This window comes from Paenibacillus sp. JNUCC 35, assembly GCF_058269095.1.
The window spans coordinates 1,215,736-1,236,368 of the sequence record NZ_CM177771.1 but is presented as its reverse complement, the minus strand read 5'-3'; the positions used below and the strand labels follow the sequence as shown (position 1 = coordinate 1,236,368).

Here is a 20,633-nt window from a genome sequence, read left to right as displayed (position 1 = left end):
GCAACGCCGGGCTTCTTATCGGCAAAAAAGCCCGGATGATTTCCATCCGGGCCCACCGCTTGCATCGGGAATCATAAGGATATCCGATGCCGGGCTATTCCACCTGGAGCTTCACCTGCGGCATCGTGTGCATCGTTCTGGCCGTGACGTGGGAAATAATCAGATACGTTCCCGGTTCGTCAAATTTCTTTTTTAAGGTATACAAGCCGTCCTTGCCGTGGGTTCCTTTAATCTTCTCATGATTGTCGTCCGGGGCGCCTTCTTTCCATACTTCGAAAAGAACCTCGTCCGCATCGTCCACCGGCTTGCCATCCTGGGTGACGGTGACTTCAACCGCCGCTTCCGTCCCTTTTTTGACCGGTTCCGCCGGCAATTTCACTTTGGCTTCGATCGGATTCAGCGTATCCAGCGTCCCTTGGCCCGCGCCTTGACCTCCGTGCCCTTCATGTCCGCCGCCTCCCGAACCGCAGCCGGCAAGCGCCGCTGTCAGCACCAGCAGAAGAACGGCCGTGCCGACACTCCTGCGCCTGAATGTTAATTTCAAACCGGAACGACCGGCGTAACTTTCCTGTTTATGTGCATTCATTTATGTTCAATCCCCCTAAACTGCATGGCCTGATGCCTTTACGGCTGCTTTCATCTTTTCCCATCAATCAAACCTATTATACCGGGATGCCTGCAAAAGAGGGATAGCTCACCTGGGCCCTATTTGTAACAATTCCGTGAACAATCCGGCGCGAGCCGGCTTAATCCGCACAGCAAAAGGACTTACAACCGGGGGCTGCAAGTCCTTTTATATGTCGAGATCACGTTCATCGTCTTAACTGCGTCCGCCTTTTCTTCCCGCTTCTTCACGGCTCATCTTGCCATCGCTTCTGCCGCTGTCGTTTCCGCGGGATTCGCCGCCTTTACGTCCGATTTCCTGGTAGAAATCTTTGTCGTGCGTGCGTGCGGTTTCTTCTCCGCCTTTGCGTCCTGCTTCTTCTCGAGACATTTTGTCAGCCATGATGATCCACTCCTCAAACGGTAAATTTGCAGGCTTCTTAGGAAGTCTTGTTTAACTGCCGCCTACGTCTATTACTTACCCGGATGAGAGATTCCGAAACGGAAAACTGGTAATTCACTGGTTAAAATCAATTGAACCGCTCCGGTGAAAAAGGAGTCAGATCCAGAGAAGTCCTTCCATCGACGGTCAGATCCCGCAAAATTTCGCCCACGACACTCGCGAATTTGAACCCGTGTCCGGAAAAGCCCGCCGCAACGCTCACATGCGGATGCCCGGGCAGCCGTCCGATGATAAAATCCTCGTCCGGCGTACGTTCGTACAGGCAGACCTTGCCCTTCAGCAGCGCACCCGAGGCGCCCGGGAGGTACGCTTCCATAAAGGCGCGAAGCTCCTCCTCGTCCGCGGCCGTTCTCCCGAACGGATGCTTCGGCTCTCCGGGACTCAGGGGAATCCCCTCATCGTGCCGGCCTACCTTGACTCCCGAACCGTCGAAGTCGGGGAACCCGTAGTATTCCCCCAGCCCCGTATGGACCGTAAAGCCCGGAAAGCCGGGGGACCGGTACAGCCCGCCGCCGGCCCGGAACCAAGCCACTGTTTTGCGGACCGCCGTCACGGGAAGCAGCCGGCCCGGCAGGATGCCTGCGGCCGCGGCTCCAGCCGTGACGATCAGACGGCCGGACGTGAAGGTTCCGGCCGGTGTCGTCACGGCCGCTTCGCCGCCGTCCAGCCGCACGGACCGGACGGGCGTATCCGTCAGCAGCTCCGCGCCCGCTTCCAGCGCCAGTCTCCGGTAGACGCGCAGGCAGGCTTCGCTGAGCAGCACCCCGCCGTCCGGCTCGTAGAGGCCGCTCCAGCCCTCCGGCAGAGAGAAGCCCGGCCACCGGCGGTGGATTTCGGCGGCATCGAGCTCCTCCAGCGGAACGCCGTACCGCTGCGCGTTGGCGATTTTGCTCCGGTGGTTGGCCGTCTCTTCGCGGCTCACGTTCAGCACGCCCGTAGGCCGCAGCAGCGTCTCGCCGGATAGGCGCTCCAGCTCTTCCCACAGCTTCTGGGCGCGCAGCGCAAGGGGCACGTACGCGGGGGCTCCGCCGTAGGCATGGCGGATGAGCCTCGTTTCCCCGTGATGACTGCCTTCCTCGTGCGGGGGATTGCCCGCATCGAGGAGCAGCGTCTGCACGCCGCTTGATGCAAGCTGATAACCGGCACTCAGGCCCATCGAGCCGGCTCCGATAATGATCACGTCGTAACGGGTGCGCATGGCGGTAACTCCTTCCTCGCTCTTCATTATCTTGACGTTAGCACCCCGCTTGAGAAGGTGTCAATGCGCAGCCAAGAACGGAGCATATCAGCCAAGCCGTGCCGTTCCACATATGTCTAACCGTAACGTTACCTATATCACGCGTATCACGCTGTTTGGAGGAGGCTGTCTTGATTAAACGCGTTAACCGTCTGGCCATCGAGCTGCCAAAGCCGGATAAACCCGACGCCAATGCCGCTGCCGCCGTTCAGGAACTCCTCGGGGGACGTTTCGGCGAAATATCCACGCTGAACAATTATATGTACCACTCTTTTAACTTCCGCAATAAAAAGAAACTCCGGACTACCGGTCATCCGCTGCATATGGCAAGGCGAGCATCCCAAAGACGGCCAGCCTCTTGAAGTCATCGAGGGAATACCGGAGCATACGGGTCCCGTTCCGGATCTAGAGGAAGTTCCCGAGGAATTCGCGTCCGGCATCTCCATGGAAGATTTCATGAAAATCGCCCAGTGCCTCCAGCGCTCCGCAGGGTTATAACGGCCACCCCGAAACCCTTCCGGCAGGCTTCTTCGGAGGGGTCTTCGGGATCTTTTTCAACTGCACCGCCAGGAGGACCTGTCAGGAAGGATCCGGCACGGTGGAGTGTTTTTCCACGTAACGATCGCGCGCAACTTTGTTGCCTTCTTCCAAAATAACCACTTTGGGCGCGTAATCTGCCGCCGTTTCCTCACTCATTAACGCGTAGGAAATAATGATGACGAGATCGCCCGGCTGCACAAGCCTTGCCGCCGCCCCGTTCAGACAGACGCATCCCGATCCTCTGGGACCCGTTATCGTATACGTCTCCATCCGAGATCCGTTGTTAAGGTTCACGATCTGAACCTTTTCATTGGGCAGAAGGTCCGCAAGCTCCATCAGATCTTCGTCGATCGTGATGCTTCCTACATAGTTCAGATTGGCCTCCGTAACGGTGGCCCGGTGGAGCTTGGATTTCATCATCGTTCTGAACATGCCGCGCGTCCCCTTTCCTCGTTCTTTACTGGCCTTCGCCATAAGCCTTGATGCGGCGGTACATCGTTTTGTCTTTGAGCTTCACGAAATGAGACATGGCCGGATACAAATTCCCTTCGAAAATCCATACATTTCCGCGCTTGTCCAGCCCGATATCAATACCGTAAATGACCTGCCTCGGAAAATGTTCCGTCAGCGTCTTCGCGCATGCAAGAGCAACCTGATCGATCCGTTCCTGCAGCGCTTTCCGGGACAGCCTGTGAAGCGAAGAGCGGCCGAGCGCTTCGTCCAGAAGCAGGAGCTTGCCTTTTCTGGATGTGTTCGAAACGAAATAGCCGCTGCCCACGACTTTCGCCACGTGCCCGGTAACAATCCAGCGGCGCGAATTTTTTTTCCGCTGAACGATAACACGCAGATCGAAAGCCCTCTCCCCGACCGTCGCCCGATCGATACTCTGCTGGACGATATAGCTTTGAGAGCCGATTTGCTTACTCAAAAAAGCGTAAGTCTTCCTCCTGCCCGCCAGCTTGATTTTGCGGTTTTCATGCTGCACTTCGTACCAGCCGTCCGACAGGCAGGACACATGGAAAATGCCCTGCCCCTGCATCCCGCCAACGGGTTTGACAACGACCCGGCCGTACCGCTCCGACATTTCCCCGAAGGAACGTTCCGACATCGGACTCGTTGCCGGCAGATGAGGGACAAGCCCGGCGGCATTTCTCATAAACTTGTATTTGGACCACTTGTTAAACCTCGCGGGAAACGCCATGCTCTCGGCCACCTTTCCGATCCGATAGACTTTCTTTCATAGACCGCTCCTTTATATATATGAGAGCGGGTACCGGATGGAAAAGGCGTCTGTTCTAGCCGCCGCTGTGCAGCCGACCCTATTTTTCAAAGATCGGGAAAGAGCCTTCAAGTGATAGGGCGAAATAGTTTCCTACCGTTTCAAAGCCTGAACGGCCTCCGTGAACTAAAGGAATGTTTTTCAGGTGTGACAGCGAAGCGGAACTCCTCTATGCCGGATCTCGGCTCTCTGAAAAAACAAATGAGACTCGCTTACGAACATCCCGGGCTATGCAGGCGGAAGGGGCTCCGGGGGCGCAGGAATATGAGCCGGTGGACATGGACGCGTGCCGGACACGCGATGAAAAGAACCATCGAGAAGACGATCGCCTCCGGACGGCGGCGTTGAGGCCGGGACGGCGCGTGGAAGCGGAGGGCGCGTGTAGGAGCCACCGTCATGTGACGCCAAGCACCGCGCGCCGGGAGCTGCGCGCGGTGCGGATATAAGGCATCAGGCGTGCTCAGGCAACAATCGCCTGGTGCAACAGCAAAAAGACGTTCCCGGGTCGGAAGCGAACCGAGAACGTTTTTTTTGAGAGGTGAATTCACTCGTCTTGCAAAAAAGCACCCTCCCGAAAAATTCCGGCAGGGTGCCGCAGCTCGGAGCGGCAAACGATTACTGCTCCGAAACGATATAAGCCTGATACTGATCGGCGGTCATAAGCCCGTCCAAGGCTTCTTTGCCGGAAATGTCGATTTCGGCCACCCAGCCTGCGCCGTAAGGGTCCGTATTCACCAGCTCCGGAGATTCTTCCAGAGTGTCGTTGATTCGGGCAACCGTTCCGATAACGGGACTAATCAGGTCGGAGACCGTTTTGACCGATTCCACACTGCCCAGCATGTCGTCGGCTTTGACGGAAGCGCCCGTTTTCGGCAGTTCGACGAATACAATGTCGCCAAGCTGCTCTTGTGCAAAAGGGGTCATACCTACACGGATTTTCGTATCGGAAAGCACTTCGACCCATTCGTGTTCTTTGGAGTATAACAATCCGGATTTTACTTCGCTCACGTTATTACCGCCTCACTTTTGACTGCCGTTAATAAATTTAGCTTACCCGAATGAAAACGGCGAAGTCAAGCCGCGGACGGGCAAAGTTCTTTCGTTGTATTGACAGCTTATTTAAAGGGTGATACCATCCTGATAAATTCCTACTTTTCAGATTGGAATAAATTAATTTAAGAAAGGGGTTCATTTCATGAACGTATCTATACGGCTTAACGCGACCCGGTTCGGCTCTCTCCTTGCCGCAGGCGCTCTGCTTCTAACGGTGTGGTCAGGCCCGGCTTACGGGCAAGGAGCGAGTGTTCCGGCAGCTGCCGCTCTCCGGACGGCGGAGCAAACCACTCTTTTATCCGAGGAATACCGGCAGTTCTTGAAAGACCAGTTCGGCTATACGCTGCCGTCCGAACCGACAAAGGGCGACTTTGTTAAGGCTCTGGCCGCTGTTCTTAACCTGGAGCCGTCAGACAAACCGAATCCTTTTCAGGACATTAAGGAAAGCAGTCCTTATTACAAATCCGCTCTGGCGTTGTACGAAAAAGGAATCCTCACCCAAGACCGGCTCGATGGCGATCAGCCCCTCACACAGAGCACTGCCGTGTACATGGCCGTGAAAGCAGCCGGCTTAAAAGAGCTCGCCTACACCTATCCCGCCGAGAAAGCGGCACGTTCGCTCGCCAAGCTTCATGCGGACGATGAAATCCCGCAGCTGACGCCGCAGGCCGCCCAGGAACTCGCCGCAGCCGCGGATACGGAGCTTCTGCCCGCCGGACTGCATGGCGCTTTTCAGCGTAACGAGCCTGCCTCCGCCTCTTACGCGGAAATTTTGCTCGGACGCGTGCTGGAACTGCAGGGCCTGTACAAGCATGAGCTGGGCCGGGTTTCCGATCCCGACATACTCCGCAAGGTACGCGACGCATGGAATGTCCAGAACCTGATCCAGCAGCCCGATCTGCAAACCATCGTGGACCAAGCGCTGCAAGCCGATCTGATTACCGGCTATAACGTAAAAGACGACCGGTATACGCCTCACTTTGACAGCGCGCGTTCCCTTACATACGGACACAGCGAAATTGACCACGCCCTTCAGCTAATCGGACTCCTGCGCAGTGAGAATGTTGATGCGCGCGTCCAGCTGGAGCCGAAAACCTCCGCTTTTATTTACTTGAAAGAATGGGGCGAGCCCGTTCAAACCGACGATTACAAAGTTGTGCAGATCGACAACGGGAACTACATAGCCTATGCCAAGGAGTATGACCTTTCATTCGAGTTCGCGACAGCCGGGCAAAAAGACCGGTTCCAGGAAATCGTCCTGAAATACGCCAAGAAGAACAGTGAAGACCAGAGCGGCCTTATTGCTCATTCTTGGTGGCAGCCGCTGTATTATTCCCGGACTGAGCTGCCGGATTACAAAGTCATTGCCAACAATAAAATCACTAAGGGCCACTACTATGCCCAAACCTTTTCCCTGGCCGACAAGCCTGAAGCCATTGCAGAGGGCATCCGCAAAATCAGCCCGGCTACCAAAGTTGAGTCTTACCGGTTCTGGGTCGACGAGCCTTTTTACAACTATTTGATCGGGGAATATAAGTAAAAAGATATCCGTATACACCCCTAAGTCTATCTGTGAAAACAGAACCCTCAGAAAGAGAAAAGGCGGCGAGCCAATTCTCCTCCTGAGGGTTTTTTGTGCGAAAAAAACTCTCTGCCGCAAGACAGAGAGCCCGGAAAAAATCACGAACGCGGGTTAATCCAGTTTTTCTACCGTGATCTGGGCGTTCGTTCCCGTACCGCTGAGCGTTAACGTCAAACCGGACACGGAAACCGTAAGGCTTCCCGTCGTTTCCGCCTGGAAGAGCAGATCGCCTGTCAATACGCCTCCCGCCAATGCCAGTGAAAATACCGAGTCACTCGGCTGCGGCACTGCCGTCCCGCTGAAACTTGCAGCCACCGAAGACAACAGGCTGAGCGTTCCCGTATAGATGAGCAAACTTACCCGGTAATAGCCCGGTTCGTTGATCAGAAAAGTCGTCGTCGGGGCAGCCGGACTGAACGTAATAGCCGTGCCGTATTGGACGCCGGCCGTGTTGAACGGAACCAGTCCCCCTGCGGTGACCGATGTCCCTCCCGTATTACTCCGGCTGGCAAACGAGGTGAGGCCGGTTCCCGCTGCGCCGTCGGCGCCTGTGGCTCCAGTCGGTCCGGTAGCTCCCGTTGCTCCGTCGGCTCCGGTTGCTCCTGTCACTCCGTCAGCTCCCGTGGCGCCTGTCGCTCCGTCAGCTCCCGTGGCGCCTGTCGCTCCGTCAGCCCCGGTTGCTCCTGTCGCTCCATCAGCTCCGGTGGCACCTGTTGCTCCATCAGCTCCCGTTGCTCCTGTCGCTCCATCAGCTCCGGTTGCTCCATCAGTTCCCGTCGCACCTGTCGCTCCGTCAGCTCCCGTGGCTCCTGTTGCTCCATCGGCTCCGGTCGCACCTGTCGCTCCATCGGCTCCGGTTGCACCTGTCGCCCCATCGGCCCCGGTTGCACCTGTTGCTCCATCAGCTCCTGTGGCACCCGTCGCTCCATCCGCCCCGGTTGCGCCTGTGGCTCCGTCGGCTCCCGTTGCACCAGTCGCTCCATCAGCTCCGATCGCACCCGTGGCTCCATCTGCCCCCGTAGCACCTGTCGCTCCATCAGCTCCGGTTGCACCTGTCGCTCCATCGGCTCCCGTTGCACCTGTCACTCCGTCGGCTCCTGTGGCACCTGTGGCTCCATCAGCACCCGTCGTACCTGTCGCTCCGTCGGCTCCAGTCGCGCCTGTCGCTCCATCAGCCCCCGTTGCACCTGTCGCTCCATCAGCTCCCGTGGCACCTGTTGCTCCATCGGCTCCCGTTGCTCCTGCCGCTCCGTCTGTTCCGGTAGCACCAGTAGCTCCAGTCGGCCCGGTCGCACCTGTTGCTCCTGTCGCTCCATCGGCTCCCGTTGCTCCTGTCGCTCCATCAGCTCCGGTTGCTCCATCAGCTCCGGTTGCTCCGGTGACTCCATCGGCTCCTGTCGCACCTGTTGTTCCATCAGCTCCTGTGGCACCTGTCGCTCCATCGACCCCCGTCGCTCCTGTAGCTCCGTCGGCTCCGGTCGCACCAGTCGCTCCGTCAGCTCCGGTCGCGCCTGTTGCTCCTGTAGCTCCATCCGCCCCGGTTGCACCTGTCGCCCCATCGGCTCCGGTCGCACCTGTTGCTCCATCAGCTCCTGTGGCACCCGTCGCTCCATCGGCTCCTGTGGCACCTGTCGCTCCATCGACCCCCGTCGCTCCTGTAGCTCCGTCAGCCCCGGTTGCTCCTGTGACTCCATCAGCTCCGGTTGCACCTGTCGTTCCAGTCAGCCCGGTCGCACCTGTCACTCCGTCAGCTCCCGTGGCTCCTGTTGCTCCATCGGCTCCGATCGCACCAGTAGCTCCATCAGCTCCCGTTGCACCTGTCACTCCATCGGCTCCGGTTGCTCCTGTCACTCCATCGGCTCCCGTTGCACCAGTCGCTCCATCAGCTCCGGTCGCACCCGTGGCTCCATCTGCCCCGGTAGCACCTGTCGCTCCATCAGCTCCGGTTGCACCTGTCGCTCCATCAGCTCCGGTTGCACCTGTCGCTCCATCGGCTCCCGTTGCACCTGTCACTCCGTCGGCTCCTGTGGCACCTGTGGCTCCATCAGCACCCGTCGTACCTGTCGCTCCGTCGGCTCCGGTCGCGCCTGTCGCTCCATCAGCCCCCGTTGCACCTGTCGCTCCATCAGCTCCGGTCGCACCTGTCACTCCGTCAGCGCCGGTCGCACCTGTGGCTCCATCAGCTCCCGTCGCACCTACCGCTCCGTCAGCTCCCGTTGCTCCTGTGGCTCCATCAGCTCCGGTTGCACCCGTGGCTCCGTCGGCTCCCGTGGCACCAGTCGCTCCATCAGCTCCAGTAGCACCAGTCGCTCCATCAGCTCCGGTCGCACCCGTCGCCCCATCAGCTCCCGTTGCTCCTATCGCCCCATCAGCTCCGGTTGCACCCGTGGCTCCATCAGCTCCGGTGGCACCTGTCACTCCATCGGCTCCCGTTGCTCCTGTCGCTCCATCGGCTCCCGTTGCACCTGTAGCTCCGTCGGATCCCGTCGCGCCTGTCGCCCCATCAGCTCCGGTCGCACCTGTAGCTCCATCGGCCCCGGTCGCACCTGTCGCTCCGTCGGCTCCGGTTGCACCTGTAGCTCCAGTCGGCCCGATCGCACCTATGGCTCCATCAGCCCCAGTTGCACCCGTGACTCCATCGGCTCCTGTGGCACCCGTCGCTCCATCCGTCCCGGTCGCACCTGTGACTCCATCGGCCCCCGTTGCTCCTATTGCTCCGTCAGCCCCAGTTGCTCCTGTGGCTCCATCAGCTCCCGTGGCACCTGTTGCTCCATCGGCTCCTGTGGCACCTGTCGCTCCGTCGGCTCCGGTCGCACCCGTCGCCCCATCAGCTCCCGTTGCTCCTATCGCCCCATCAGCTCCGGTCGCACCTGTGGCTCCATCAGCTCCGGTTGCTCCATCAGCTCCAGTCGCACCAGTCGCTCCATCAGCTCCGGTCGCGCCTGTCGCTCCATCGACCCCCGTGGCACCTGTCGCTCCGTCAGCTCCGGTTGCCCCTGTCGCTCCATCAGCTCCGGTTGCTCCTGTGGCTCCATCGTCCCCCGTTGCACCTGTTGCTCCATCGGCTCCGGTCGCACCAGTCGCTCCATCAGCTCCCGTGGCACCTGTCGCTCCATCGGCTCCGGTAGCACCTGTTGCTCCATCAGCTCCCGTCGCACCTGTCGCTCCGTCGGCCCCCGTGGCACCTGTCGCTCCATCAGCTCCGGTCGCACCTGTCACTCCATCAGCTCCGGTTGCACCTGTAGCTCCATCAGCTCCCGTTGCTCCGGTTGCTCCGTCGGCCCCCGTGGCACCAGTCGCTCCATCCGCCCCCGTTACTCCTGTCACTCCATCAGCTCCGGTTGCACCTGTTGCTCCGTCAGCCCCGGTTGCTCCTGTGGCTCCATCAGCCCCCGTGGCTCCTGTTGCTCCATCAGCTCCCGTTGCTCCTGTCGTTCCATCAGCTCCGGTCGCACCCGTGGCTCCATCTGCCCCCGTAGCACCTGTCGCTCCATCAGCTCCGGTCGCACCTGTCACTCCGCCTGCTCCGGTCGCACCTGTCACTCCGTCTGCTCCTGTCGCACCTGTCGCTCCATCAGCTCCGGTTGCTCCATCAGCCCCCGTTGCTCCTATTGCTCCATCTGCCCCCGTAGCACCTGTCGCTCCATCAGCACCCGTGGCACCTGTCGCTCCATCAGCTCCGGTCGCACCTGTGGCTCCATCAGCTCCCGTGGCACCTGTCGCTCCATCAGCTCCGGTCGCACCTGTCGCTCCATCAGCTCCCGTCGCACCCGTGGCTCCATCGGCCCCCGTGGCACCTGTTGCTCCATCGGCTCCGGTCGCACCAGTCGCTCCATCAGCTCCGGTTGCACCTGTCACTCCATCAGCACCCGTCGCACCTGTCGCTCCATCAGCTCCTGTAACACCAGTCGCTCCATCAGCTCCGGTAGCACCTGTCACTCCATCAGCTCCGGTAGCACCCGTGGCTCCATCAGCTCCGGTTGCACCCGTGGCTCCATCAACTCCGGTAGCACCCGTGGCTCCATCAGCTCCGGTTGCTCCTGTCGCCCCTACAGCTCCCGTGGCGCCCGTACTTCCAGCCGGGCCAATCGGGCCGGTCGGACCTGCGGGGCCTGTTGCCCCTGTCGCACCCGTGACGCCCAATGCGCTTGCATTCATGACAACCACTTCGTCCAGCAGCACGTTCGATGAATTTTGCAAAGGCGAAAGAGTCGCCAAAAAAGAGGCATAGGCCGCATTCGCAGGCACCGCACCGGTTACCTCATATAGCATTTTCCAGGATCCGGTTGCCACATCGGGAAGGGTTCCCTGCTGGATCGTGGCGGCTACTCCGTTCGAAATGAACAAATACGAGGAATCGTAGTAAGCCAGCGTTACGTTAACTTGCGGACTCGTACCGGTGCCGGTTTTGGCAAAAGAAGCGGACACCGCATAGCTTTCTCCCGGCAAAGCAAAGACCGCCTGAACGATCCCTGCTCCGACATTTCCACCGGTCAATAGGCAAGCATTTGCGCCGACCTTGGGATTTGTACTCACCGCAACGGCATTATAGACTCCCCAGGCATCCATGTTTCCCAGCTCGAAGCCGCCGTTTTGAATCAAATTGTTAAATAAAACGGTCATAACCTCACCTCCTCTATTAATCTATGAACTGCGAACGTAGTTGGTTTGTAGAGTTATCCTGTGTAAAAAAATTCGGGCTCACGCCAAGCCGTCTTCTTCACCTAACGGCACGAAATGCTTTTCGGGACAAAAGGTTTTAACCTTCTCGACGATGAGGCTCGGATTGTAGCCCGTTTTTTCCAGTTTGATCGCAGAAACTTCCAAATTCCATTTATTCCTGAATATTTCCGCATTGTAGAGGCCTTGTTCGTTCCAGGCGATTCCGTTAGCCGTAAAAGTCGCGTGACCGTGATGATGCACGTAAACGTCGCAGGCAGCCCACAAAATTTTTCCGCTAAGCCGGGCACGAAGGCAAAAATCGTCATCTTCATAACCGCCGGGGTAAAATCGCTCATCGAATCCTCCAATGGTTTCAATCAGTTTTTTATGAAAAAGCATGCAAAAACCGATCAGCCGGTGAGGATAAAATCCCATGCCTATGTTTTGCTCTCTCCACTTGCGCGCAAACTGCTGCATCTCGTCCATGGTCTGATAAGGGTCCGGCTGAATCCGCTGAATCGGCGCCACATTGCAGGAAACAGGTCCGACGATGCCGATGGTCCGGTCCCAATCGAGCCAGCCACGCAGCCCTTTCAGCCAATTTTCCGTAACGACGACGTCGTTGTTCAGGAGCAGCAGGTAGTCTCCCTTGGCCGCCCGGATTCCCTGGTTGCAGCCCCCGGCAAAGCCTTTATTCACAGAGTTGGCAAGCACGGTAGCATTCCGGACCGTTGATAAATAAGCCAAAGTCCCGTCGGTCGATCCGTTGTCCACAAAAATAAATTCGTACGGCAAAGACGTGTACTTTTGCACGCTTTCCACACAAGCCCGGGTATGCTTCAGCCCGTTCCGGGTCAATATAATAATCGAAGTTAAAGCTCCCATTCTCTCACTCCTTTTTCGGATTCCTGCTAGAATATGTGCGTGGATAAGAGACAGTTTGGGTCTTGAAAAAAACAAACATCCGTACAAAAAAAGCTTCCGAAAAGAAGCCCTCTTTTAACCCGAAAATAGTTTCGTCCGGTTTTGATAAACTGTAACTACTATGGTAACTTAGCTAAGAGACCAAAGATCCCTCAAGGGAATAAAGGAGAGACACTCATGGAGCTTAAGAACAAAACGGCCATCATTACCGGGGCCGGCAAAGGAATCGGCAAAGCGGCCGCGGCCGCGCTTGCCAAAGAAGGCGTTAACCTCGGTCTTCTGGCCAGAAGCACAGCGGACCTGGCAGCCCTTCAGAAAGAGCTTTCCGGTACTTACGGAGTCAACGTTTTCTATGCTTCCGCCGATATTTCGAAACCGTCCGAAGTGCAGCAGGCTATCTCCTCTCTAGCCGGAGAGCTCGGTCATGTCGATATTTTGATCAACAATGCGGGAATCGCCCAATTCGGCACGGTGGCAGATATGGACCCCGAGCAGTGGGAGCGCATTATCCAGGTCAACCTCATGGGAACCTACTATGTGACGCGTGCCGTCCTGCCGGGCATGATCCAGCAAAACAGCGGAACGATCATTAATGTGGCCTCTACGGCCGGAGAACGCGGTTTTGCAACCGGATCGGCTTACTGTGCCTCCAAATTCGGGGTTCTCGGTCTGACCGAGGCGCTTATGCAGGAAGTCCGCAAATCCAACATCCGCGTAACGGCGCTTACGCCAAGTACCGTCAATACCGATTTGGCGAGCAATGCAGGCCTTAAAATCGGCGACGAAGACCGGATGATGCAGCCGGAAGACGTAGCGGAGCTGATTATCGCCACGCTTAAGCTTCCTCCGCGCGTATTCATCAAGACTGCCGGAATCTGGACAACCAATCCTCAGTAACGGCCGGTTTTAAGGCTTTTCCGGAAGTTCGACCGGGCAGTCCCCAAAAGCGGAATCCGTAACAAAACCTCTTCCGTTCCAAAACGGAGGAGGTTTTTTGGTTTATTTTCTCGTATTAAAAAAATAGCGGGAAGGTTAACTATATATAGGGTCAACAATTTAGCCCAAAAAATTTCAAGAGTTTATTTTGACGGTCGATTTAGGGAGGGAGCTTTAAATGAGTGCAGCGGACGTAGACGTGAAAACATTCTTTTTCAAAGAAGACGGCGCGATTCCGAACCATCCCCGGTTGCCCGTGCTTCTGTACAGTGGGGTTTTCTCGGAAAATGCGGAGCAGACGGAGAGGCTGTTTAACCGGCATGACTGGCTGAACAGCTGGACCAACGGCGTGTTCGATTACCATCATTACCACAGCAACGCGCACGAGGTGCTCGGCGTCATTAGCGGAAGCGCGGTAGTCCGGCTCGGCGGCGAGCATGGAGAGCTGGTAGAGCTGAGGACCGGCGATGTGGTCGTGCTGCCTGCCGGCACCGGGCACAAAAAACTGTCCGGCAGCCCCGACTTCAAGATCGTAGGGGCTTATCCGGGCGGCATGGAGCCCGACCTTCACAAAGAGAGCGAGAGCGTAACCGCCGCCATCCGGGAAAAGATCGGCAGCGTTCCCGTGCCGAACACCGATCCGGTTTTCGGTGAGGAGGGGCCGCTCCTCCGCTTGTGGACATAAAAAGAACGGACCGGGCATGGAGATGCCCGGTCCGTTCTTTTTTGGGGCTGTATGCGCATGTGCGGTTCCGGCTGGATTGCGGGAGTGTCGCAGACGCCGTTAGCGACGCGCCGACGGTACTCCGGCAGCTATTCACGCCGGAGCACGAGCGGCCTGGACGGTGACCGCAGAGCGGGTAGGCTCGGCACGCGCATCGGGGCCAGCCCACCGGCGGCCCCGCCAGTCAGCGGGCAAGCCTTCGCCGACCGCTCGGCCAGGCAGCGGGCCACGCGCCAGCGCCCTCAACGGCCGGCCGTGCGCACGGCCGCTTCCCGGCGGCCCGCCGTCATCGGCGCCCCGCACAGCGGGCAGGCCTTGGCCGGCGCACCGGATGCCTTGCCCGCGGCGGGTTCGCCGGCGGCGATCCGTACCCAGGCGTTGCAGCCGGGCCCGGTGCAGAGCCACGCGGGCACCGTCTCCGTGCGCACCGGCCCGGCCGGTGCGCTTCGCTCCGGTGCCCTGCCGGACGCCGGTGCGGTGCGGCTCACCGCCGTCACCGTCCGCTTGCCGGAGGACGGCAGCGCGCGGCGGCCGGAAGCCGGCGAATCGCCGCTCCGCCCCGTAAAAGCGGACACGACGAACCGCGAGACGCCCGCCTTTCTTCCCCTGTACAGGGAAGGCGAGCTTACGATGAGCTCCTCGCGGGCCCGGGTCACGGCCACGTAGGCGAGGCGCCGTTCCTCTTCGAGATCGGCGGTGCTGTCCGCCGCTTTCGGGTCCAGTACGGAGCTGTGAGGCAGACTGCCCTCGCACGCTCCGATCAGGACGACCACCGGAAACTCCAATCCTTTGGAACGGTGAATGGTCATCAACGCAACCCGGTTGCCCTGCTCCTCGGAGAGATGGCGGCCGCTCTGCCTGCTCCGGGACAGCACATCGTCCACGAACAGGACGAACTCGGCCGTGGTGCGGAACCGTTCCGCCGACGTTTCCAGCTCGTCCAGCATCTCTTTGAGCATCTCCTTGTGCTGGGTCGGCTGCTTCCGCCCGTCCGTCTCGACGTAAGCGTCGTAGAAATGCACGCGCATTTTGCGGATCGCATCCAAAGGCTTCAGCTTTTTCAGCTCCCGGATCAGTTCCAGCCTTGTCTGGATCTTCTCTATTTGGAAGTCCTTTTTGTCCGGCATCGACAGCAAATGGACCAGCGGCCCTTTCTTCGGCTGCCGGGCCTCCTGCCGGCGGATATACGCCATCCCGTGCTCGCGGTTGATGTACAGGGATGGCAGTACCCCCTCCATCGCCTCGAAGTCGCGGCGGTTCAGAGACAGGCGCATATGATCCAGGACGGGCTTGATCAGCCAATGCTCGTACAGCAGCTGCCCGTCCCCGTAATCGATATAGGGGATTTCCCGCAGAACGAGCTGCTCCAGCAGAGCGCGGTTGTTGCTTGCGGAGCGGTAGAGCACGGCGAAATCCCCGTAACTCCGTCTTCCCTGCTCCACATCCTGCCGGATACGGGAGAGGACGATTTCCGCCTCCTCGTCGGTCGTCAGCGGGCGGATGTACTGGGGCCGGGCACTGCCTGCGTTCGCGGCTTTCAGCGTCTTCACCCGCCGCATCTTGTTGTGCCGGATGATTTCGTTCCCGAGCCCGACGATGGATGCCCCCGAGCGGTAATTAATCGCGAGCGTGATCACCTTGGCGGACGGGAACTCTTTTTCAAAATGAAGAATAAATTCGCTCCGCGCCCCGTTAAACGAATAAATCGTCTGATCGTCATCCCCCACCACCATCAAATGATTCTGCGGCGACGCAATCATGCGGATAAGCTCGTACTGGATGCCGTTCGTGTCCTGAAACTCGTCCACCATGACGTACTGGAAACGATTTTGCAGCGAGCGCAGCAGGCTCTCGTTCTCCTTCAGCATCCGGTACGCCCGGAGAAGCACGTCGTCGAAGTCGATTTTGGCGTTGGCCCGCTTCCACTCTTCATAGCGGATCAGAATGCTCCGGATTTCTTTTTCTTCCTTCGTTTGCTGCGGCAGATCCTGAAGCTCCGTCCGGTTCATTTTATAGGAGGAAAGCAGCGTCAGAAGCGTTTCGGGCTGATACGTATCGGGGATGCCCAGCTCCCGCATAATCTGCTTGAGCAAGATGTGCTGTCTGCGCGTTTCGTTAAAAATCTCTTCTTGGACGCCCTGGCTCCTTATGACCCGCAGAAAAAAAGAGTGAAACGTCCGGGCTTGAAGCCGTGAAGCTTCATGGGACGTTATTCCTGGCAGTGCGGCGATGCGTTCTCTCATTTCGGCGGCGGCTTTGCTGGAAAAGGTGACCAGTAGAATGCTCGCCGCCCGGATTTGGCGCACCGCGAGCAAATACCCCGTCCGGCAGACGAGCACGGACGTTTTACCCGAGCCGGCGCCCGCCAGCGTCAGAAGCGGTCCTTCGAAATGTCTCACCGCCCGGATCTGCGGCTCGTTCAGGGCTATGCCCTGCGCCTCCAGGCGGCGGAAGTAAAAAGCGTCCCGGTCTCCGTCGGGGACCAGTTCCCTGCTTGTATGTGCGGAAGCCATGACGGCTTGCGGAATGTTCGTGTGACTCGTACCCGGAGGCACGGTGTAAAAAGGGGCCTGACTCAAAACCGTTCACCTTCAAATTCTGTCTTTTTTGTCCTCTAAGCTGCTCTGTGCAAGCGTTGTTGTAAAGCTCTTCTAGAACTATACCATTCCGCGGGCGATGAGAATACACTCCGATAACAATTTGTAACAGAACTGCAATCCAGTTTTCATCTTCCTTTAATATAAAAGCCCTATACTAAAACTCGACCCCCTTTTAATAAATAAATCTTAAGACCCGCAGCCCGTTGCTGTGGGTCTCTTTCTTTTTAAAACTGGATCGCCTATCCATTTTTTTCGTTCCTACGGAAACAATTCGGTCATACTCCCCGAACAGTATAAAGGACAAGCCGGAATCGAGCCGGCCCCTGTCACTCCCCTGCAGCCGCCGATAAGCGTGGGCGGAAGCTTTTGATGACCATCGTAGGCCCTTAAGTCCCTATCGCACGTACACAAAACGTGGTCATAAAAACAAGAGGAGGTATTCCTTCAACCATGAAAAAAATGCCTATATTATTATCTGCCGCCGCATGCGCCATCGGCCTTGTCAGCGCGGCCCCTTCGGCCTCGGCCATGTCCCTGAGCAAGGGAACCCAGAGCGAGCACGTTCTGGACCTGCAAGAGCGGCTTGACGCGCTCGGTTACTTTGACGCGGGCGTCACCGGCTACTACGGAATGAAAACCGCGGAGTCCGTGAAAAAATTCCAGCGCGCTTACGGCCTTCCAGTCGACGGCGAAGCCGACTCGAAGACCCTCGGCAAGCTGGAAAAAGCGGCCGTGCCTAAGCAGAACGCTCTGGAGCAGATGGCGCGCATCATTTATTCCGAGGCCCGCGGCGAGTCCTACCAGGGACAGGTTGCGATCGGCGCCGTCGTCATCAACCGCGTGCAGTCCAACCAGTTCCCGGATTCCATTCCGGGCGTCATTCACCAGCCGGGACAGTTTTCCGCCGTCCGGGACGGCCAGTACGGGCTGAAGCCTAACGAAACGGCTTACAAAGCGGCACGCGCCGCCCTGAACGGCTCCGATCCGACCGGAGGCGCGCTGTTTTACTACAATCCGGACGTCGCCACTTCGTCCTGGAGCAAGTCGCGTCCGAAAACGGCCGTGATCGGGAACCACGTCTTCACGAACTGATCGAGCTTTCATCATACAGGGCATCACCTACACAGGTCCCCGCACGCTAAAAAGCCAACTTTGCCCCGACCACGCAAAGTTGGCTCTTTCCTTTATATCCGGCTTTACTGCATGGGCAGCCAGCTCACTTTCCAAATGCCTGCTTTGTTGCGGGTCAAGCTGAACGCTTGTTTGTCCTCCGGTGAACCGGAGCCCCGCTTCGTCATGACAATATTGGCAGAATCTCCGCTGATTTCCTGGTACAGCGTATAGTCCTTCCGCAAGGCGTCCCATTTCTGTTTCGCCTGTTTATCCGCATCCGGTTGCCTACCGATATCGGTCATGTATTCTTCCCGGCTCGGCGTCGCATAATCGCTGCCCTTTATCAGAAGGGCATAGACCGTTTCCCAATCCCCTTTTTCCGAAGCCATCACGTAATAGCGGAAAATATCAATCGGCTCCAGACCTTTGAGCTGGTCGTCGGTTCGGGTTTTGGTGAAGTTTCCGTAGCGGTCCACCATTTCTTCCTGGGTGAAGTACCACTGAGGGTCTGTGTCTTCCTTGCGGTCCAGCCCCAGGAACGGATTCGGGAGAAAATCCGATTTATTGATTTTTGCCGTATAAGTGCTTTGAGAACGGATCATGTAAAGTCCGTCCGCTTCCTCTTCGATCACAATTCTTGCGCCCGGGTGCAGGTAGGCCGGCGTACCGGAGGGGGACAAAACCTCAACCCTTTTTTTGAGTAATCCTTCTTGTGCAACGGAAGAATCATAGACTCCCACGTTCTCTTTGGGCACCCACTTATCCCCCGCATATTTGCGCCCGTCATAGGAGAACACATTTACGCAAACCCAATCCCTGTAGTCTCTTATGACTTGAACCACTCTGCCGTACTTCAAAACGCCACCGGAAGGCTTCGGTTCTCCGGGATACAGCGAAAAGTTGACACCCTGCACAATAACGCCGTAATAGGGCGCCGTCATCGTCACGACGGGCCTTTCCCTCAAAAATTGGCTCAGCCGCACTTCCTTAAGCCGCTTGTCCGCGTCTTTGTTCAAATACCATTCCGGAATCCAGCGCTTCTCGCCGATTTTTACGAACCCGTTCCGCTTCTCCAGAACCGTAATGGGGTTCTCGGAATTTACCGTCGTATCCGTTTCCTCATCGCCGAAAGCCTCCGGCTCGGACACGGCTGTCGCGTCTCCTTTGAGATAGAACGGCCCCGTTTCCTGCTGCAAAGGAGGAATTGTCGCCTGCGGCGGCTCCGTCGGCTTCACGATTCCGGGCCATGCCTTGGTTACGGCGGGGACCAACTCTCCGCGGAACAGGAACGCGGCTGCCGCCAGGCACAAGAGCACAGCCGCCAGTACGGGCAGCGTTCTCCTTCTTTTGCGGATAGCCAGCTTCCTCACACGGCCGCCCGGTGCGGATTCCGCCGTCTTTTGCTCGATGCTGTAGATATCGTCCATTGTGAAGGTTTTTCTTGTAAAAGGTCCCGATTTCAGCTTGTCGTACCATTCCGGCTTAGGCCCGTTCATAAGCAGACTCCTCCTTCCATGCTTCCGACATTTTTTTGCGGGCCCGCGACAGCCGTGATTTCACGGTTCCCTCCGACACGCCAAGCACCAGGGCGATTTCCCCCATCGTCATCTCGTATTTGGCATCCAGCACGAGCACTTCCCTGAATTTGGCGGGAAGCTTCATCACTATTTCCCAGATCTCGTCCGTGAAAGCCGCCTCCATCACTTCGCTCTCCGCCGATGGATGGCTGCTCCCGGGCCGCGCGCGGCCGACCAGAATCACCCTGCGCATGAAAGCCGTCCGCATATGATTGCGCGCCGTATTCCGGGTTATCGCGAACAACCACGTTTTGACGGAAGCTTTCCCTTCGAACGTATTCAGGTGGCGGAAGACACTCAAAAAAACATCCTGCGAAATATCATCCGCCATTTCCCTGCGTCCGGTCAGAAAGAAGGCGTAGTTCCACACGTCCTGTCCGTAATCCAGCATCAACGTTCGAAAGTGTTCTTTTGCCGGTTTTCCCTCTTCATTTCCCTGCTGAGCCCCCAACGCCTTCACCCCCACCCATTAGACAACAGAAACGGCGGAACCGTTCCCGCTCCGGAAAGTTTTTTTGAAAAAGACCTGATCGTTCGGACCCGCGCAGCTTTATAGTGCCCGGTGTGACGTTGCGTAACGATGGTCACCCCTATACAGCTTGACCGTCCCTATCCGCCGAACCGCAAAAAAAGCCGCCGGAAGGCACCCCTTTCAGTCAGATCCGTTTTCAAGAGGAACGGCCTGCGTTCCGTCTTCCGTCCAGGTTCTGTAAGCGTCTATGTTGGCTTCGGAATCGTCGCTCGCATCCGACGTTTTGTAATAACGGGCTGAATAGGCATGCTCCGCGTCCGCCTTATTGTCATCCGTATTGAGAAGTAAATGGAATGTGGAAATTTCCAGTTTCCAGTTCACACTGCGGGCAATTTCCCGCATATGCCCGGGCGTGACGAACGCCTTCACGGCGGCCATCACGGCAGCATGCGTTTCCGGGTCCGGCTCCCCTTTCCAGTCCACTCTGCAGGTTACATCAGGCCGGGTAAACGTACAGTAGAGCCCTTTATACCCTTTCAGGTTCTTCTTCATGGACTTGGCGGCAGCCCGGATGGTATCCGTTTCCACGCTGTGGGTCACACTGCATGCGGACAGCGCCGCGACAAGCGGCAGCACAAAAACGCTCCGTTTTATAAAAGCCCGCTTTTTCAGCGAATTTTTCCCGGGAATCGGCGGGACAACATCCCGTTCGGTCCGTTCTATCCGTTCGTCCATATTCGGCCTCCTGCGTCTTTTAACTTAAGGTTCCGCCACACTTGGCGCTCCGGCACTCACCGCTGCTTTGCGGCCCGTCCTTCCCGGTTCTTGAAGATTCCTTATATTTCCTGCTATAAGTACGATCTTACCA

The 20,633-nt window shown here is 57.7% G+C and carries 16 protein-coding genes and 1 pseudogene; 5 read left to right on the top strand and 12 right to left on the bottom strand.

All coding sequences use genetic code 11. From position 1 onward, the window contains the following. Positions 1–94 precede the first annotated feature (94 nt). The 3 genes from AC2TF6_RS05440 to solA all read right to left on the bottom strand — a co-directional run bounded on the left by AC2TF6_RS05440 (position 95) and on the right by solA (position 2,264). Positions 95–586, bottom strand: a complete 492-nt coding sequence (locus tag AC2TF6_RS05440; RefSeq protein ID WP_491310244.1) for a FixH family protein — start codon at positions 584–586, stop codon at positions 95–97. 234 nt (positions 587–820) lie between these two features. Further along, a complete protein-coding gene (locus AC2TF6_RS05435; protein ID WP_009673287.1) occupies positions 821–1,006 on the bottom strand; it encodes a KGG domain-containing protein in 186 nt (61 codons plus the stop codon). 127 nt (positions 1,007–1,133) lie between these two features. Continuing rightward, positions 1,134–2,264 carry an N-methyl-L-tryptophan oxidase gene (solA, locus tag AC2TF6_RS05430; RefSeq protein WP_491310243.1) on the bottom strand — a complete coding sequence of 377 codons (1,131 nt, stop codon included), beginning with the start codon at positions 2,262–2,264 and terminating at the stop codon, positions 1,134–1,136. A gap of 170 nt (positions 2,265–2,434) precedes the next feature. On the opposite strand from solA, the pseudogene AC2TF6_RS05425 reads away from it, so the two are divergent. Further along, positions 2,435–2,605 (top strand): annotated as a pseudogene (locus AC2TF6_RS05425) (manganese catalase family protein); the annotation flags it as partial. Positions 2,606–2,882: 277 nt separating this feature from the next. On the opposite strand, the gene panD reads toward AC2TF6_RS05425, so the two are convergent. The 3 genes from panD to gcvH form a co-directional block, all read right to left on the bottom strand. Continuing rightward, entirely contained in the window at positions 2,883–3,275 is a 393-nt protein-coding gene (gene panD, locus AC2TF6_RS05420) for an aspartate 1-decarboxylase (RefSeq protein ID WP_491310242.1), read from the bottom strand. A 25-nt stretch (positions 3,276–3,300) separates the two neighbouring features. Continuing rightward, on the bottom strand, positions 3,301–4,044 hold the full coding sequence (locus tag AC2TF6_RS05415) for a YheC/YheD family protein (protein WP_491310241.1): 744 nt from the start codon (positions 4,042–4,044) through the stop codon (positions 3,301–3,303). 693 nt (positions 4,045–4,737) lie between these two features. Beyond that, positions 4,738–5,130, bottom strand: a complete 393-nt coding sequence (gene gcvH, locus AC2TF6_RS05410; RefSeq protein ID WP_009673270.1) for a glycine cleavage system protein GcvH — start codon at positions 5,128–5,130, stop codon at positions 4,738–4,740. 187 nt (positions 5,131–5,317) lie between these two features. On the opposite strand from gcvH, the gene AC2TF6_RS05405 reads away from it, so the two are divergent. Continuing rightward, positions 5,318–6,715: a hypothetical protein gene (locus AC2TF6_RS05405; protein ID WP_491310240.1), complete on the top strand. Its 1,398-nt coding sequence runs from the start codon at positions 5,318–5,320 to the stop codon at positions 6,713–6,715. A 153-nt stretch (positions 6,716–6,868) separates the two neighbouring features. Here AC2TF6_RS05405 and AC2TF6_RS05400 read toward each other — a convergent pair whose 3' ends face one another. Together AC2TF6_RS05400 and AC2TF6_RS05395 are read right to left on the bottom strand one after the other, a co-directional pair. Further along, a complete protein-coding gene (locus tag AC2TF6_RS05400; RefSeq protein WP_491310239.1) occupies positions 6,869–11,380 on the bottom strand; it encodes a beta strand repeat-containing protein in 4,512 nt (1,503 codons plus the stop codon). A gap of 78 nt (positions 11,381–11,458) precedes the next feature. Continuing rightward, entirely contained in the window at positions 11,459–12,304 is an 846-nt protein-coding gene (locus tag AC2TF6_RS05395) for a glycosyltransferase family 2 protein (RefSeq protein WP_491310238.1), read from the bottom strand. Between the two features lie 216 nt (positions 12,305–12,520). Here AC2TF6_RS05395 and AC2TF6_RS05390 point away from each other — a divergent pair, with 216 nt between their 5' ends. Then, positions 12,521–13,240, top strand: coding sequence for a 3-ketoacyl-ACP reductase (locus AC2TF6_RS05390; RefSeq protein WP_491310237.1), 720 nt, complete (start codon positions 12,521–12,523; stop codon positions 13,238–13,240). 217 nt (positions 13,241–13,457) lie between these two features. After that, the gene (locus AC2TF6_RS05385) at positions 13,458–13,964 is read left to right on the top strand and encodes a cupin domain-containing protein (protein WP_491310236.1); all 507 of its coding nucleotides are present in this window, start codon (positions 13,458–13,460) and stop codon (positions 13,962–13,964) included. Positions 13,965–14,245: 281 nt separating this feature from the next. On the opposite strand, the gene AC2TF6_RS05380 is transcribed toward AC2TF6_RS05385, so the two are convergent. After that, the gene (locus AC2TF6_RS05380) at positions 14,246–16,582 is read right to left on the bottom strand and encodes an ATP-dependent helicase (protein ID WP_491310235.1); all 2,337 of its coding nucleotides are present in this window, start codon (positions 16,580–16,582) and stop codon (positions 14,246–14,248) included. 471 nt (positions 16,583–17,053) lie between these two features. Here AC2TF6_RS05380 and AC2TF6_RS05375 point away from each other — a divergent pair, with 471 nt between their 5' ends. Then, entirely contained in the window at positions 17,054–17,695 is a 642-nt protein-coding gene (locus AC2TF6_RS05375) for a cell wall hydrolase (RefSeq protein ID WP_491310234.1), read from the top strand. A gap of 104 nt (positions 17,696–17,799) precedes the next feature. Here the strand turns inward: AC2TF6_RS05375 and AC2TF6_RS05370 are convergent, their stop codons facing one another. The 3 genes from AC2TF6_RS05370 to AC2TF6_RS05360 all read right to left on the bottom strand — a co-directional run bounded on the left by AC2TF6_RS05370 (position 17,800) and on the right by AC2TF6_RS05360 (position 20,500). After that, entirely contained in the window at positions 17,800–19,212 is a 1,413-nt protein-coding gene (locus AC2TF6_RS05370) for an SH3 domain-containing protein (protein ID WP_491310233.1), read from the bottom strand. Then, the gene (locus AC2TF6_RS05365; protein WP_491311596.1) at positions 19,199–19,684 is read right to left on the bottom strand and encodes an RNA polymerase sigma factor; all 486 of its coding nucleotides are present in this window, start codon (positions 19,682–19,684) and stop codon (positions 19,199–19,201) included. Before AC2TF6_RS05365 ends, AC2TF6_RS05370 begins: the two co-directional genes overlap by 14 nt. Positions 19,685–19,945: 261 nt before the next feature. Beyond that, complete coding sequence (locus tag AC2TF6_RS05360) at positions 19,946–20,500, bottom strand: hypothetical protein (protein ID WP_491310232.1); 555 nt, start codon at positions 20,498–20,500, stop codon at positions 19,946–19,948. Positions 20,501–20,633 lie beyond the last annotated feature (133 nt).

Excerpts from the sequence above, each read along its gene's own strand:
- AC2TF6_RS05365 (WP_491311596.1), bottom strand. The coding sequence starts at position 19,684 with ATGCTGGATTACGGACAGGACGTGTGGAACTACGCCTTCTTTCTGACC.
- AC2TF6_RS05400 (WP_491310239.1), bottom strand. The coding sequence starts at position 11,380 with ATGACCGTTTTATTTAACAATTTGATTCAAAACGGCGGCTTCGAGCTG.
- AC2TF6_RS05405 (WP_491310240.1), top strand. The coding sequence starts at position 5,318 with ATGAACGTATCTATACGGCTTAACGCGACCCGGTTCGGCTCTCTCCTT.
- AC2TF6_RS05360 (WP_491310232.1), bottom strand. The coding sequence starts at position 20,500 with ATGGACGAACGGATAGAACGGACCGAACGGGATGTTGTCCCGCCGATT.
- AC2TF6_RS05385 (WP_491310236.1), top strand. The coding sequence starts at position 13,458 with ATGAGTGCAGCGGACGTAGACGTGAAAACATTCTTTTTCAAAGAAGAC.
- AC2TF6_RS05440 (WP_491310244.1), bottom strand. The coding sequence starts at position 586 with ATGAATGCACATAAACAGGAAAGTTACGCCGGTCGTTCCGGTTTGAAA.
- AC2TF6_RS05435 (WP_009673287.1), bottom strand. The coding sequence starts at position 1,006 with ATGGCTGACAAAATGTCTCGAGAAGAAGCAGGACGCAAAGGCGGAGAA.
- AC2TF6_RS05390 (WP_491310237.1), top strand. The coding sequence starts at position 12,521 with ATGGAGCTTAAGAACAAAACGGCCATCATTACCGGGGCCGGCAAAGGA.
- AC2TF6_RS05395 (WP_491310238.1), bottom strand. The coding sequence starts at position 12,304 with ATGGGAGCTTTAACTTCGATTATTATATTGACCCGGAACGGGCTGAAG.
- panD (WP_491310242.1), bottom strand. The coding sequence starts at position 3,275 with ATGTTCAGAACGATGATGAAATCCAAGCTCCACCGGGCCACCGTTACG.
- AC2TF6_RS05370 (WP_491310233.1), bottom strand. The coding sequence starts at position 19,212 with ATGAACGGGCCTAAGCCGGAATGGTACGACAAGCTGAAATCGGGACCT.
- AC2TF6_RS05415 (WP_491310241.1), bottom strand. The coding sequence starts at position 4,044 with ATGGCGTTTCCCGCGAGGTTTAACAAGTGGTCCAAATACAAGTTTATG.
- solA (WP_491310243.1), bottom strand. The coding sequence starts at position 2,264 with ATGCGCACCCGTTACGACGTGATCATTATCGGAGCCGGCTCGATGGGC.
- AC2TF6_RS05375 (WP_491310234.1), top strand. The coding sequence starts at position 17,054 with ATGAAAAAAATGCCTATATTATTATCTGCCGCCGCATGCGCCATCGGC.